This is a genomic window from Allobosea sp. Leaf344 (assembly GCF_001426225.1).
In the GTDB taxonomy this organism is placed as follows: domain Bacteria; phylum Pseudomonadota; class Alphaproteobacteria; order Rhizobiales; family Beijerinckiaceae; genus Allobosea.
Genome location: NZ_LMRT01000011.1, coordinates 481 through 13,866, shown reverse-complemented (window position 1 = coordinate 13,866; position 13,386 = coordinate 481). Strand labels below are relative to the sequence as shown.

Sequence of the window (13,386 nt, the reverse complement as noted above, 5' to 3'; positions counted from 1 at the left end):
GAAGGGTTCCGCCGGAAGGAGGGTGCGATGCAAGAGGTTCTGACTCAGGCTGCCCCGGCGAGCGTGCCGGCCGATATGTCGCTGCTGCTGGTCGATGACGACCGGCCCTTTCTCACTCGGCTCGCCAGGGCGATGGAGGGGCGCGGCTACCAGGTCCGCACCGCCGATTCCGTCTCGGCCGGCCTGGCCGCCGTCGAGGAAGACGCCCCGGCCTTCGCCGTGATCGATCTACGCCTCGGCGACGGCAATGGGCTCGACGTCATCGCCCGGCTGAAGGAACGCCGGCCCGAGGCGCGCGGCATCGTGCTCACCGGCTATGGCAACATCGCCACCGCCGTCAGCGCCGTGAAGCTCGGCGCCTTCGATTTCCTGGCCAAGCCGGCCGATGCCGACGAGATCCACTCCGCACTCGCCGCGGCGCGCGATTCCCGGCCGATGCCGCCGGAAAATCCGATGTCGGCGGACCGCGTGCGCTGGGAGCATATCCAGCGCGTCTATGAGCTCTGCAATCGCAACGTCTCGGAAACCGCCCGTCGCCTCGGCATGCACCGCCGCACGCTGCAGCGCATCCTGGCGAAACGCGCGCCGCGCTGAGGCGCCGCCCGCAAAGGCGCCCTAGACGCCGGGATCCTCGACCAGAGCGAGCCGCGCCGCGGCGAGCTTGGCAAAGGCGATGGTCAGGGCCTTGCGCCGGGCGGGCGCCAGCGGATGGCGCGGCGGGTCGCGCAGCCATTCCCCGCCATAGGCGTCGGCGACGATCAGCCCGACATCCTCCGGCAGCCGCTCCAGCGGGAAATCCGGCGCGACGGCAAAGAGAAAGCCGTCGCAATAATCGCGGTAATCCGGCCATTTCCCGTCGACGCGATAATCCTCCAGCCCCGATTTCACCTCCACCACCAGAAGCTCGCCCGCCGGAGACAGCGCGACAATGTCGCCGCGCCGGCCATTGGCGAAAGTCATCTCCTTGACGATCGCATAGCCGCGCGCGCGCAGATGCCGGCCGGCGCCCCGGCAGACGGCGCGGGTGATGTCGGGTCGTGCGGGCGCCAGAGCAGCGACGAGGAGGGTCTGAGTGGGAGCCATGTCGGCCATGTTCTGCGTTTGTGCTGATTCCTGCAAGGAAAAAGCGCAAAACTCCGGCTGAGCCGTCCGGGCCGGCCGCGCGGCTCTGGTCAAGCGCGCGCGCTGGCTTATGGTGCCGCCGCCCCGGACATGGACATGATGCCGCTTCTGATCGCCGCCGCCGCCGCCCTCCTCTCGGCCCTGCTCTGCATTCTGTTGCGGCCGCTGTTGCTGCGCTATGCGCTGGCGCGGCCCAATGCCCGCTCCAGCCACAGCGTCCCGACACCGCAGGGCGGCGGCATCGCCGTGCTCGCCGGCTGCTTCCTCGCCGTCGGGGCCGCGATCGCCGCCACCTCCACGCCCGGGCGGGAGCTTACGATCGTCATGGCCGCCGCCAGCCTCCTCGCTCTGGTCGGGGCCTGGGACGACATCAGGCCGCTTCCGGCCGGCATCAGGCTCGGGTTGCAGGCTGTCTGCGTGGGGCTGGTGCTCCTCGTCGCGGCGCCGGATCTGCGGCTCTTCCCGGAGCTGATGCCGCTTGCGCTGGAGCGCGCTCTGGCGCTGCTCGCGGGCGTCTGGTTCGTCAACCTCGTCAATTTCATGGATGGGCTGGACTGGATCACGGTCGCGGGGCTGGTGCCCCTGCTCGGCGCGCTGGCGTTCAGTGGGGGCTTCGGCCTGCTCGATCCCGGGAGCGTCTGTCTCGCCGCCGGCCTATGCGGCGGGCTGATAGGCTTCGCGCCTTTCAACCGGCCGGTCGCCAGGCTCTTCCTCGGCGATGTCGGCTCGCTGCCGATCGGGTTGCTGACCGCCTATCTGCTCTATCGCCTGGCCGGCACGGGCGAATTCGCGGCGGCGCTGATCCTGCCGCTCTACCACGTCACCGATGCAACGCTGACGCTCCTGCGGCGGCTGTCGCGGGGCGAGCGCGTCTGGGAGGCGCATCGCTCGCATCTCTATCAGCAGGCGACCGTGAACGGCCATAAGGTGATCGAGATCGTCGGCGCGATCGCGGCTCTGAACCTGATCCTGATCGGCCTCGCCTGGCTGTCGACGCTGACGCCCCGGCTCGATGCGGCGCTGGCCTGCCTGGCCGTCGCGATGATCCTCACCGCGCTGCTGCTGCGCCGCTTCTCGCGCCCGAGACGGCGCCATGTCTGACCGGCCCCGCATCCTCGTCACCGGCGCCAGCGGCTTCGTGGGGCGCCATCTCGTGCCGGCGCTGATCCGCTCGGGCCATGATCTGCGCCTCGCTCTGCGCCGTCCGCAGCCGGTTCCGGACGGGGTCGAGGCGGTGGTCACGGGCGAACTCGACGCGGCGACCGAGTGGGGCGAGGCGCTGGCGGGGGTCGATCATGTCGTGCATCTCGCCGGCCTCGCCCATGCCGGCCCCGGCCTCGACGAGCAGCTCTATGAGCGCGTCAACACCCGCGCGACGCTGGCCTTGGCGGATGCCGCCATCCGGGCCGGAATCCGGCGCTTCGTCTACCTCTCCTCGATCAAGGCCGTCACCGGCGCCTCCGATGGTCCTGTCGCGGATGACGACGAGCCGCGGCCGACGGATGCCTATGGCCGCTCGAAACGCGCGGCCGAGCAGGGCCTCGCGCAGCGCGATCTCGATTGGATCGCCCTGCGTCCGGTGCTGGTCTATGGCACCGGGGTCAAGGCCAATATGGCGGCGCTGATGCGGCTCGCCCGGCTGCCGCTGCCCCTGCCCTTGGGCGGGTTGACGGAGCCGCGCTCGATGCTCGCAGTCGAAAACCTCTGCGACGCCATCGGCTTCGCCCTGTCGCCGGCCTGCCCGGCGCGGCGCTGCTACATCGTCTCGGATGAAGAGCCGGTCAGCGTCCGCGAGATCATCGCCGCCCTGCGGGAGGGTCGCGGCCGCGGCCCGGGGCTGCTGAGTATCCCCCCATCCTGGCTCGCGGGCCTGGCAGGGCTGGTGGGGCGGCAGGATCGTTTCGCAAAACTGAGCGGCGGGCTGGTGGCGCCGCCGGCGGCGCTGCTCAGGACAGGTTGGCGGCCGCCGCTGGCGGCGCGAGAGGCGCTGCGCCGGCTCGGTGCGGCCGCCGGCTGAAATCCGGGATCGCCTCTTCCAGCACCGCTTCCGCGGCCGCCCGGTCGCCTGCCTTGACCCCCGCCTCCAGCCGCGCCAGCCAGCCCTGCATCTTGGTGCGCCCGGCGAAGCTGGGCTTGGCGGCCATGACCCCGTCCAGCCCGGTCTCGGCCTTCGGCTCGTCCTGCGCGAACAGGATCTCGTTCAGCCGCTCGCCCGGCCGCACCCCCGTCACCCTGATCTCGATATCGACATTCGGCTCGAAACCGGCGAGGCGGATCATCCGCTCGGCGAGATCCATGATCTTCACCGGCTGGCCCATCTTCAGAATGTAGACGGCGGCGCGTTCCGCCTCCGGAACCTCCGTCCTGGCATGGGAGGCGGCGGTGAGGACGAGGTCGCAGGCTTCGCGGATCGTCATGAAATAGCGGATCATCTCCGGGCTGGTCACCGTCACCGGCCCGCCGCGGTCGATCTGCGCCTTGAATTTCGGGACCACCGAACCGACCGAGCCCAGCACATTGCCGAAGCGCACGGCGACCAGCCGCATGCCGGCCGCCGCCGCCACGAATTCGGCATCGCGCGACTGCACATACATTTCCGCGAAGCGCTTGGTCGCGCCCAGCATCGACACCGGCTCGATCGCCTTGTCGGTCGAGATCAGCACGAGAATCTTGGCGCCGGCGCTGATCGCGGCGTCGGTGACGTTCACCGAGCCGAAGATATTGGTCTTGATGCCCTCGCTCCAATCCGCCTCGAGATAGGGCACATGTTTCAGGGCGGCGGCGTGGACCACGATATCCGGTGCGAATTCGCTGAACAGAGGCGTGATCCGGCCACGGTCGCGGACATCGGCGATGGCGCCAGAGACGGCGGTGTCGTGCCTGATCGCGGCCAGCTGCTCGGTGATGCCGAACAGGGCCGGCTCGGAGCTCTCGACGATCATCAGCTCGGCGGCGCCGAAGGCCGCGCAGCGCAGGCAGATTTCCGAGCCGATCGACCCGCCCCCGCCCGTCACCAGCACCTTCTTGCCCTTCAGGAAGCTGCCGAGCCGCTCCTTGTCGATGGCCACCGTCGGCCGCACCAGCAGATCCTCGATCTCGAGCGGCGCCAGCTCGGTCTCCTTGACCCCGTCGCCGGTATCGATCCGCGAGATCGGCAAGGCGAGCTTGCGCGTCCGTGCCAGCCATTGATCGGGCTCGGCTTCGGGAACCAGCGCGCTGCCGGTGACGACGATGCGGCGGAAGGCTTCGCCACGCTCGGCCGCATCCATCGCGACGCTTTCGATCTGGCTCAGCATGCCGAGCACGGGCACGCCGCGGATCGATTGGCCGAGATCGTCGCTGCGCGGGGTCAGGATCCCCGTCGGCCGCAGATTGCGCATCGTTCCGGCTTCCATAGAGCGGATCGCCATCTCGACTTCGACGCCGCGCCCCAGCAGCAGCGCCGGCAGCGCGTCGCCGCGCGCGGCCTGCTGCCGTGAGCGGGAATATTTGAAATAACGATAGGCGAGCCGGGGGCCGCCGAGCAGCGCGTTCTGGACCAGCCAATACAGGCCGATCGTGATCTTGCCGAAGAAGAAGGAGCCGTAGAGCGTCGGCGAGACCAGGATGTAGTCGACGATCAGCAGGCTCAGGGTCAGCACCGTGACCGCGCGCACGATGTTCGACAGGTCCGGCAGCGAGGCGAAGCGCCATTTCGACCGGTAGAGCGAGAAGAACCAGTAGACCACGCCGGCATAGGCGACGAAGAAGGGCAGCGTCGCCGGCAGGTGGCGCAGATGCTCCTGCAGCGCCTCGCCCTCGAAACGGATGACGAAGACCAGGAGGATCGCCAGCGCCGTGACGATCAGGTCATGGACGATGACGGCGAGCCGTTTGACGTTCTGTTTCGCGGGATGGATCATGCCCGGGCGGTATCCCGCTCCCATGACGGCTTGTCAACGAAGCCCGTCGACCGGCGTCAGACCTGTTGCGGCGCGCGCAGGCCGGAGAGCACGAATTCGATCAGCTCCTCGGCCGTGGGCCCGGGGATCCTGGCGCATTGATTGATCAGCAGCGGGTGCTGGAAGCGCACCATCGCGGTCTGGATGCAGCGTGTCGCGGCCTTCGGATCGACCTGCCGGAATTCGCCGCTCGCGACCCCTTCCGCCACCACCGCCGCCACCAGCGCGTCCAGCCTGGCGATGTGCTCGAGAATGGCGTCCCAGCTCTCCTCCATCGCGGCGCAGACCATCTCCTGCATCCGCTGCTGGTCGGCGAAGCGCGACTCGTTCAGGCGATGGATCGCCAGCAGCATCTTGCGCAGGCGCTCGCCGGCGGTGCCGGGCCCTGCCGTGATCTGCGCCAGCGCCTCTTCCTGCTCGCCCTTGTACCGCTCCAGAACCGCCTCGTTGATCGATTTCTTGGAGTCGAAGAAGCGATACACATTGGCGGGACTCATCCGCAGCGACCGCGCGATATCGGCGACGGTCGTCTTCTGATAGCCGATATCGCGAAAGAACCGCTCGGCCGTATCGATGATGCTTTGTCGCGTATCGCGCTCAGGCTGGCTCAACAGGATACCCTTGCTGATGATCGGGCAATGCGGGCGGCATCAGGGCGTATGACGGATTTTATCATTCGTCAACTCAATGAAGCCTTTGGCTTTTCCCATTTTGGAGCCAACGCGCGGCGGGGCGCATTGTTGCATGTCAACGATCGCTTCAGGGCTGAAGCGCAGACTTTTGCGGCTGCCGAAATCACCCTTCCGGGAGCCCCTCCCGCAGAGGCCGTCCCGCCCCCGGCCCGCGACCCACTCCGCGCCGCGCGATAAGGGTCCGGCGACGCCGCCAAGCTTAACCGCCCCTTAAAACCGCCATGTTTAGCTCCTGTGTGAGGGTCGGCGCTGGAAGCGTCGCGCAGCCTGCGCGAGGCCGGGCCGGCCAGGCCGAACGGGACAGGATGAACGATCGGACGAGACGCGGGGAGCGGCGCGAGCCGTCTTTCGGGCACGGTCGTGGCGACCGCGGCGACGATGGCGATTTCCGCCTCTCCGCCGATGATCGCCCGACGCGCGGCGCGTCCGGCCGCTCCGGGCGCATTACGCAGGAGCGGGAGCCGCCGCGGCGCGACAGGCGCGCGAAGTCCCGTGGCCGCCGGCGTGGCGGCTCGATCGTCGGCCGGCTGTTCTACTGGACGCTGGTGCTGGGCCTGTGGTGCGCCATCGGCCTCGGCGGGCTCGTCGCCTATCATGCCGCGCAGCTGCCGCCGATCAACCAGCTGACTGTCCCGAAACGCCCGCCCAACATCGCGATCCTGGCGGCGGACGGCACCTTGCTGGCCAATCGCGGCGAAACCGGCGGGCGCACCATCACCATCGGCGAAGTGCCGCCCTATTTGCCGAAAGCCTTCGTCGCGATCGAGGACAAGCGCTTCTACGAGCATTTCGGCATCGATCCGATCGGCCTGACCCGCGCCGTCGCCACCAATCTGCGCGGCCGGGGCGGCCTTCAGGGCGGCTCGACCCTGACCCAGCAGCTCGCCAAGAACCTGTTTTTGACGCAGGAGCGCACCGCCGCACGCAAGATCCAGGAGGCGATCCTGGCCCTCTGGCTGGAGCGGACCTATTCCAAGGACCAGATCCTCGAGCTCTATCTCAACCGCGTCTATTTCGGCTCGGGCGCCTATGGCGTGGAAGCCGCCGCGCAGCGCTATTTCAACAAATCCGCGCGCTCGGTCACCATCGCCGAAGCGGCGATGCTCGCCGGGCTGGTGCAGGCGCCGTCGCGTCTGGCGCCCAACCGCAATCCGGAGGCCGCGGAAAAGCGGGCCCAGCTCGTCATCGCCGCCATGGCGGATCAGGGGCTGATCTCGGCCACCGCGGCCAAGACGGCGCTGGTCGCGCCGGCCGAGGCGGCCGAAAGAATCGGCGCGGGCTCGGTGAATTACGCCGCCGATTACGTCATGGATGTGCTCGATGATTTCATCGGCGCGATCGAGGGCGACGTCACGGTCCTGACCACGATCGACCCCAAGCTCCAGGCCGCCGCGGAGGTGACGCTGGTCGAGGCGCTGGCCGCCCAGGGCGCCAAGCAGGGCGTCAGCCAGGGCGCCGTGGTGGCGATGGCGCCGGATGGCGCGCTCAGGGCGCTGATCGGCGGGCGTGACTACACCAAGAGCCAGTTCAACCGCGCCACCGCCGCCAAGCGCCAGCCCGGCTCCTCCTTCAAGCCCTTCGTCTATCTCACGGCGCTGGAGCAGGGGCTGACCCCGGATACGATCCGCGACGACGCCCCGGTCTCGATCAAGGGCTGGCAGCCCGAGAACAACACCCGCACCTATCGCGGGCCGGTGACGCTGCAGACCGCCTTCGCCCATTCGCTCAACACCATCGCGGTGAGGCTGAACCAGGAGGTCACCCCGCGCGAGGTGGTACGCACCGCCCAGCGCCTCGGCATCACCTCCGCGCTCCAGGCCAATCCCTCTTTGGCGCTGGGCACCTCGGAGGTCACGCCGGTCGAGCTGACCACCGCCTATGCCACCTTCGCCAATGGTGGCCAGGCGGTGCTGCCCTACGTCATCCGCGAGGTGAAATCCTCGGCCGGCAAGGTCGTCTACGCCCGCAAGGGCAATGGCTTCGGCGCGGTGGTGCAGCCGCAGACGCTGGCGATGATGAACGCGATGTTCCACGAGGTGATGGCCAGCGGCACCGGCAGCAAGGTCAATCTCAAGGGCTGGGAGGCCGGCGGCAAATCCGGCACCACCCAGGATTTCCGCGACGCCTGGTTCGTCGGCTTCACCGGCAAGCTTGTGACCTCGGTCTGGCTCGGCAATGACGACAACAGCCCGATGAAGCGGGTCTATGGCAGCGGCCTGCCGGCGCAGATCTGGGGCAAATTCATGCAGACCGCGCATAATGGGCTGCAGCCCTCGCCGCTGCCCGGCGGGCTCTGGCGCAGCGGGCCGAAATCGATCTTCGACGACGGCGCGCCGGTCGCCGGCGTCGCGCCGCAGGCGCGAACCCAGACCGCCGACAGCGACCGGGCCTGGGTTCCTCCGGCCGCGCCGCAGGAGAAGAACCTGCTGCAGAAGCTGTTCGGCGGCTGAGCCGCCTCAGCTGCGGCCGGCGCGCAACCCGGCGCTGGCGTGGAAGAGGGCGAAGGCGCCGAGGCCCAGCGCCGACATCACCAGCGGCAGCGGCAGCGCCGCGCCGCGCAGCGACTGCCCGACCAGCAGGCCGACGCAGGCCGCCAGCAGCATCTGGCAGAGGCCGTTGAAAGACGAGGCCGCCCCCGCGCTGCGGGGGAAGGGCATCATCGCCGAGGCCTGGGCCTGCGGCATGGTCAGCCCGACCCCGCAGGCATAGAGCGCCATCGGCAGCACCACGCCCAGCGCGCCGCCGAGGCCGGTGGCGACGCATAGCAGCATCAGGAGCCCGCCCGCCGCCAGGCAGGCGACGCCGATGCCGATCACCCCATCCATGCCGCGCCGTCCGACCAGCCTCTGGGCGATGATCGTGCCCAGGATGAAGCCCAGCACGCCGAAGCCGAAGGACAGGCCGTAGCGCAGCGGCGTGAGCCCGTAGAGCCCGATCAGCACGAAGGAGGAGCCGGAGATGAAGGCGAACAGCCCGGCATAGGCCAGGGCGGTCAGCGCGACATAGACCCGGAAGGCCCGGTTCTGCAGCAGCTGACCATAACCCCTGACGATCGAGAGCAGCGAGAGCGGCTGGCTCGCGCGGGTCTTCAGGGTTTCGGGCATGGCGAGCAGGATCACCAGCAGCAGCGCCGCCGCGAAGACCAGCGTGGCGAAGAAGGTCGAGCGCCAGCCGAACAGATCCTGCAGCACCCCGCCCAGCACCGGCGCCACCGCCGGCACCAGCCCCATGATCATGCCCATCCGCGCCAGTTCGCGCCCCGCCCGCGGCCCCTCATAGAGATCGCGGACCATCGCCCGGCCGAGCACGATCGGGCCCGAGGCGCCGAGCGCCTGCACAGCGCGCGCGGCGGTCAGCCAGCCGATCGAGGGCGCGAAGGCGCAGGCCAGCGTGGCGGCGATGAACAGCACGAGGCCGAACAGCAGGATCGGCCGCCGCCCCAGCCGGTCGGAGAGCGGTCCCCACAGGATCTGCCCTCCGGCGAAACCGAACAGGAAGGCCGAGAGCGTCGCCTGCGCCCCGGCGACGTCGCTGCCCATCACCCGCGCGATATCGGGCAGGGAGGGCAGGTAGAAATCGGTCGAGAGCGGGCCGAGCGCGGTCAGCATCGCCAGCACGGCGGTCATCGCCAGCGTATCCGGGCGAAGTCTCATGAGCGTGACCCTGTGAGCGAAGCGAGCGGCGGGAGAGCCTCGCCGCCTTGGTGACAGAGGCTTACCGGCTTGGAAAGCCCGTGGCGTCAGCCATAGCCGTGCAGCCCGGCGCCATGGCGCTTCAGCCAGGCTTCGGCCTCCTCGGTGCGCGGGCAGAGCCGATGCGTCAGCGCCCAGAAGCGGTGCGAATGGTTCATCTCCTTGAGATGCGCCACCTCATGCGCCGCGAGATAATCCAGCACCAGCGGCGGCGCCAGGATCAGCCGCCAGGAAAAGCTCAGATGGCCCTTGGCCGAGCATGAGCCCCAGCGGCTGGTGGTGTCGCGGATGGTGATCTTGCGCGCGGGAATGCCGAGCGCCGCCGTATGCGTCGCCACCGCCGCCTCGATGTCGCGCAGCGCCGCCTTGCGCAGGAAATCTAGCACGCGTCGCGGCACATGCGCGGCGTCGCCGGACACCGCCAGGATCGGCTCGCCATTGCCGTCGGTGGTCGCCTGGGTGACCCCGCGCACGCGCGACCAATGCACGATGCGATGCGGCACGCCGCGCAAGGGGATGCTGGCGCCGGCCTCGAAGCGCACGCTCTGCGGCCGCTTCGCCATGCGCGCCGCGATCCAGCCGCCATGCGTCTCCGCGAAGTGCCGCGCCGCGGCGAAATCCGCCCGCTCGGGCAGAGTGAGGGTGATCTCGCCCGTGGCCTGCGAGACGCGCAAGGTCATCCGCTTGGCGCTGCCGCGACGTTTGACGCTGACGGCGAAGCTCTGGCCGGCATGGGGCACGTCGATCCGGTCGGGATCCGGCTGGCGCTTGAACAGGGAGAACCGCATCGCGCGGAGTCTGCCGGATTCGCACCGCCGACGGAAGGGGTTTCGGGCGGCGCGGGCGGCGCTCCGGCATCGGAAGCCCGCGCCGGGCGGCCGCTCGGGATCTGGGCGCAGAGGCGGCGGCCCGCGGCCTGGAAACGCAAAACGCCCCGCATCGCTGCGGGGCGTGATGTTTCACGTGAAGCGCGAAACGAGGCGCGGACGCCTCACTCGGCCTGGCTCTTCTCGCGGGACTTCTCAGCCTCGCGCTGCGCCTTGAGCTTCTCGGTGAGGTCCTCGCCGGTCTCCTGGTCGACGACCTTCATCGAGAGGCGGATCTTGCCGCGCTCGTCCTGGCCGAGGAACTTGACCTTGACCTTGTCGCCTTCCTTGACGACGTCCGAGACCTTCTGGACGCGGTTGGCGGCGAGCTCGGAGATATGGACCAGCCCGTCCTTGGCGCCGAAGAAGTTCACGAAGGCGCCGAACTCCATGATCTTCACCACGGTGCCGTCATAGATCATGCCCGGCTCGGCTTCCGAGACGATCGACTTGATCCACTTGATCGCGGCTTCGATCGACTTGCCGTCGGCGGAGGCGATCTTGATGGTGCCGTCATCCTCGATATTGACCTTGGCGCCGGTCTTCTCGACGATTTCGCGGATGACCTTGCCGCCGGAGCCGATGACTTCGCGGATCTTGTCGACCGGGATCTTCATCGTCTCGATGCGCGGGGCGTATTCGCCGAGCTGGCCGCGCGAGGTGGCGAGCGCCTTGCTCATCTCGCCGAGGATGTGGTCGCGCCCGCCCTTGGCCTGGTCGAGGGCGACCTTCATGATCTCCTCGGTGATGCCGGCGATCTTGATGTCCATCTGCAGCGAGGTGATGCCGGTCGCGGTGCCGGCCACCTTGAAGTCCATGTCGCCGAGATGGTCCTCGTCACCGAGGATGTCGGACAGCACGGCGAAGCGCTTGCCCTCCAGGATCAGACCCATCGCGATGCCCGCGACCGGCGCCTTCAGCGGCACGCCGGCATCCATCAGCGCCAGCGAGGTGCCGCAGACGGTGGCCATCGAGGAGGAGCCGTTCGACTCGGTGATCTCCGAGACGACGCGGATCGTGTAGGGGAATTCCGACTTGGCCGGCAGCATCGGCCGGATGGCGCGCCAGGCGAGCTTGCCATGGCCGATTTCGCGGCGGCCGGGCGAGCCCATCCGGCCGGTCTCGCCGACGGAATAGGGAGGGAAGTTGTAGTGCAGCAGGAAGGTTTCCTTGTAGGTGCCTTCCAGCGAATCGATGAACTGCTCGTCATCGCCGGTGCCGAGCGTGGTGACCACCAGCGCCTGCGTCTCGCCGCGGGTGAACAGCGCCGAACCATGGGTGCGGGGCAGGATCCCGGCCTCGGCGACGATCTTGCGGACGGTCTTCAGGTCGCGGCCGTCGATGCGGGTGCCGTCGTCCAGGATGGTCCAGCGCACGACCTTGGCCTGCGCCTCCTTGAACTGGCCGGAGACCTGCTCCTTGGTGAAGGTCGTCTTGCCGTCCGGCGTGTCGGAGACCAGCGCCTGGACCTTGGCCTTGGCGGCGTCGATCGCCTTGTAGCGCTCGGCCTTGGTGGTGATCTTGTAGGCGGCGCGCAGATCGGCGTCGACCAGCTTCAGCACCGCATCGAGCACGACGCCATGATCGGCCGGCACATAGTCGCGCGGCTCCTTGGCGGCCTTCTCGGCCAGGCGGATGATCGCGTCGATCACCGGCTGGAAATGCTTGTGGCCGAACATCACCGCGCCGAGCATCACGTCCTCGGGCAGCTCCTTCGCCTCGGACTCCACCATCAGCACCGCGTCCTGGGTGCCGGCGACGACGAGGTCGAGCTGCGATTCCTTGATCTCGTCGACCAGCGGGTTGAGCTTGTAGGCGCCGTCGAAATAGCCGACGCGGGCGGCGCCGACCGGGCCCATGAAGGGCACGCCCGACAGGGTCAGCGCGGCGGAGGCGGCGACCATGGCGACGATGTCGGGATCGTTCTCGAGATCATGCTGCAGGACGGTGACGACGACCTGCGTGTCGTTCTTGTAGCCTTCGGCGAAGAGCGGGCGGATCGGCCGGTCGATCAGGCGGGAGACCAGGGTCTCCTTCTCGGAAGGGCGTCCCTCGCGCTTGAAATAGCCGCCGGGGATCCGGCCGGCCGCGAAGGTCTTCTCCTGGTAGTTCACGGTCAGCGGGAAGAAGTCGAAGCCCGGCTTCGGCTCCTTGGCCGAGACGATGGTCGCGAGCACGACGGTCTCGCCATAGGTGGCGAGCACGGCGCCGTCGGCCTGGCGGGCGATCTTGCCGGTTTCGAGCACGAGCTTGCGCCCGCCCCACATCAGTTCTTCGGTCTGTACATCGAACATGGATCTGTCTTTCGGATCGGATGCGACCCACCGGTCGGCTCCGGCCCATGAGCAAGACGGCGAAGCGCTCCGGCCGGTCGGGCGAGCGCTTTGCGATCCTGCCATGGACGTCGGGGACGGCCGGTGGATCCTGCGGGTAGCCGCCCCATGCGGCCCCCGCCTTCGGAGTGTCAGGCGTGCCGCCCCATTGCGGCATGGACCTGAAAGGCATCCGCCCGGAGCGAGGGTCGCACCGGGCGGACGGGGACTGGCGCGGCGATCAGCGGCGGATGCCGAGCTTCTCGATCAGCGTGCGGTAGCGCGGCTCGCTCTTGCTCTTGAGATAGTCGAGCAGCGAACGGCGCTGCGACACCATCTTGAGCAGGCCGCGGCGGGAATGGTTGTCCTTGACATGGGACTTGAAGTGGCCGGTCAGGTTGTTGATGCGCTCGGTCAGGATCGCGACCTGGACTTCCGGCGAGCCGGTATCGTTCGGCTTGGTGGCGTATTCGCTCATGAGCGCGGTCTTGCGCTCGGCAGTGATCGACATCGGGTTATCCTCGTGATGGGGTTGATCTGGCAGGCCAGGCCGGGATGTCGTCCAGCAAGGTCCGGGAGGCGCCGGCCCCTCATCATGGAGAGGATGCGCGGCCGGCACGAAGGCCGGTTGCGGGGGATATACACGAAATCCCAGGGAAAGCCAGCGCGGCGATCCCGCAGCGCGATCGGGCGGGCCGCGGGATCCTGTGGACCCTGTCGCCGTTCGGCGGGAGGGCGATAACACCCGCCCCGCCGGGCTT

At 68.8% G+C, this 13,386-nt stretch carries 11 protein-coding genes; 4 read left to right on the top strand and 7 right to left on the bottom strand.

All coding sequences use genetic code 11. The features are described from left to right. The first annotated feature begins 27 nt into the window (after nucleotides 1-27). A complete protein-coding gene (locus tag ASG72_RS08485; protein ID WP_056711118.1) occupies nucleotides 28-594 on the top strand; it encodes an ActR/PrrA/RegA family redox response regulator transcription factor in 567 nt (188 codons plus the stop codon). A 21-nt stretch (nucleotides 595-615) separates the two neighbouring features. Here ASG72_RS08485 and mmcB read toward each other — a convergent pair whose 3' ends face one another. Then, complete coding sequence (mmcB, locus tag ASG72_RS08480; protein WP_056711172.1) at nucleotides 616-1,083, bottom strand: DNA repair putative endonuclease MmcB; 468 nt, start codon at nucleotides 1,081-1,083, stop codon at nucleotides 616-618. A 129-nt stretch (nucleotides 1,084-1,212) separates the two neighbouring features. Here mmcB and ASG72_RS08475 point away from each other — a divergent pair, with 129 nt between their 5' ends. Both ASG72_RS08475 and ASG72_RS08470 read left to right on the top strand, forming a co-directional pair. Continuing rightward, complete coding sequence (locus ASG72_RS08475; RefSeq protein WP_156395866.1) at nucleotides 1,213-2,223, top strand: glycosyltransferase family 4 protein; 1,011 nt, start codon at nucleotides 1,213-1,215, stop codon at nucleotides 2,221-2,223. Further along, the gene (locus ASG72_RS08470) at nucleotides 2,216-3,139 is read left to right on the top strand and encodes an NAD-dependent epimerase/dehydratase family protein (protein ID WP_056711116.1); all 924 of its coding nucleotides are present in this window, start codon (nucleotides 2,216-2,218) and stop codon (nucleotides 3,137-3,139) included. Before ASG72_RS08475 ends, ASG72_RS08470 begins: the two co-directional genes overlap by 8 nt. Here the strand turns inward: ASG72_RS08470 and ASG72_RS08465 are convergent. Continuing rightward, nucleotides 3,069-5,024, bottom strand: coding sequence for an SDR family NAD(P)-dependent oxidoreductase (locus ASG72_RS08465; protein ID WP_056711113.1), 1,956 nt, complete (start codon nucleotides 5,022-5,024; stop codon nucleotides 3,069-3,071). The genes ASG72_RS08470 and ASG72_RS08465 overlap by 71 nt on opposite strands. A 56-nt stretch (nucleotides 5,025-5,080) precedes the next feature. Next, the gene (locus ASG72_RS08460; protein WP_244488747.1) at nucleotides 5,081-5,674 is read right to left on the bottom strand and encodes a TetR family transcriptional regulator; all 594 of its coding nucleotides are present in this window, start codon (nucleotides 5,672-5,674) and stop codon (nucleotides 5,081-5,083) included. A 386-nt stretch (nucleotides 5,675-6,060) separates the two neighbouring features. Between ASG72_RS08460 and ASG72_RS08455 the strand changes: the two genes are divergently transcribed. Then, on the top strand, nucleotides 6,061-8,205 hold the full coding sequence (locus ASG72_RS08455; RefSeq protein ID WP_056711109.1) for a transglycosylase domain-containing protein: 2,145 nt from the start codon (nucleotides 6,061-6,063) through the stop codon (nucleotides 8,203-8,205). A 6-nt stretch (nucleotides 8,206-8,211) separates the two neighbouring features. On the opposite strand, the gene ASG72_RS08450 is transcribed toward ASG72_RS08455, so the two are convergent. The 4 genes from ASG72_RS08450 to rpsO all read right to left on the bottom strand — a co-directional run bounded on the left by ASG72_RS08450 (nucleotide 8,212) and on the right by rpsO (nucleotide 13,136). Next, the gene (locus ASG72_RS08450) at nucleotides 8,212-9,408 is read right to left on the bottom strand and encodes a multidrug effflux MFS transporter (protein WP_056711107.1); all 1,197 of its coding nucleotides are present in this window, start codon (nucleotides 9,406-9,408) and stop codon (nucleotides 8,212-8,214) included. An 86-nt stretch (nucleotides 9,409-9,494) separates the two neighbouring features. Then, on the bottom strand, nucleotides 9,495-10,235 hold the full coding sequence (locus tag ASG72_RS08445; protein WP_056711106.1) for a SprT family zinc-dependent metalloprotease: 741 nt from the start codon (nucleotides 10,233-10,235) through the stop codon (nucleotides 9,495-9,497). Between the two features lie 203 nt (nucleotides 10,236-10,438). Next, the gene (gene pnp / locus ASG72_RS08440; protein ID WP_056711104.1) at nucleotides 10,439-12,607 is read right to left on the bottom strand and encodes a polyribonucleotide nucleotidyltransferase; all 2,169 of its coding nucleotides are present in this window, start codon (nucleotides 12,605-12,607) and stop codon (nucleotides 10,439-10,441) included. Nucleotides 12,608-12,866: 259 nt separating this feature from the next. Beyond that, nucleotides 12,867-13,136, bottom strand: coding sequence for a 30S ribosomal protein S15 (gene rpsO, locus ASG72_RS08435; protein WP_056711102.1), 270 nt, complete (start codon nucleotides 13,134-13,136; stop codon nucleotides 12,867-12,869). Between the last annotated feature and the right edge of the window lie 250 nt (nucleotides 13,137-13,386).

Coding starts and splice junctions, on each gene's coding strand:
- ASG72_RS08470 (WP_056711116.1), top strand. CDS start 2,216: ATGTCTGACCGGCCCCGCATCCTCGTCACCGGCGCCAGCGGCTTCGTG.
- ASG72_RS08450 (WP_056711107.1), bottom strand. CDS start 9,408: ATGAGACTTCGCCCGGATACGCTGGCGATGACCGCCGTGCTGGCGATG.
- ASG72_RS08465 (WP_056711113.1), bottom strand. CDS start 5,024: ATGATCCATCCCGCGAAACAGAACGTCAAACGGCTCGCCGTCATCGTC.
- ASG72_RS08455 (WP_056711109.1), top strand. CDS start 6,061: ATGAACGATCGGACGAGACGCGGGGAGCGGCGCGAGCCGTCTTTCGGG.
- ASG72_RS08445 (WP_056711106.1), bottom strand. CDS start 10,235: ATGCGGTTCTCCCTGTTCAAGCGCCAGCCGGATCCCGACCGGATCGAC.
- pnp (WP_056711104.1), bottom strand. CDS start 12,607: ATGTTCGATGTACAGACCGAAGAACTGATGTGGGGCGGGCGCAAGCTC.
- mmcB (WP_056711172.1), bottom strand. CDS start 1,083: ATGGCTCCCACTCAGACCCTCCTCGTCGCTGCTCTGGCGCCCGCACGA.
- rpsO (WP_056711102.1), bottom strand. CDS start 13,136: ATGTCGATCACTGCCGAGCGCAAGACCGCGCTCATGAGCGAATACGCC.
- ASG72_RS08485 (WP_056711118.1), top strand. CDS start 28: ATGCAAGAGGTTCTGACTCAGGCTGCCCCGGCGAGCGTGCCGGCCGAT.
- ASG72_RS08475 (WP_156395866.1), top strand. CDS start 1,213: ATGGACATGATGCCGCTTCTGATCGCCGCCGCCGCCGCCCTCCTCTCG.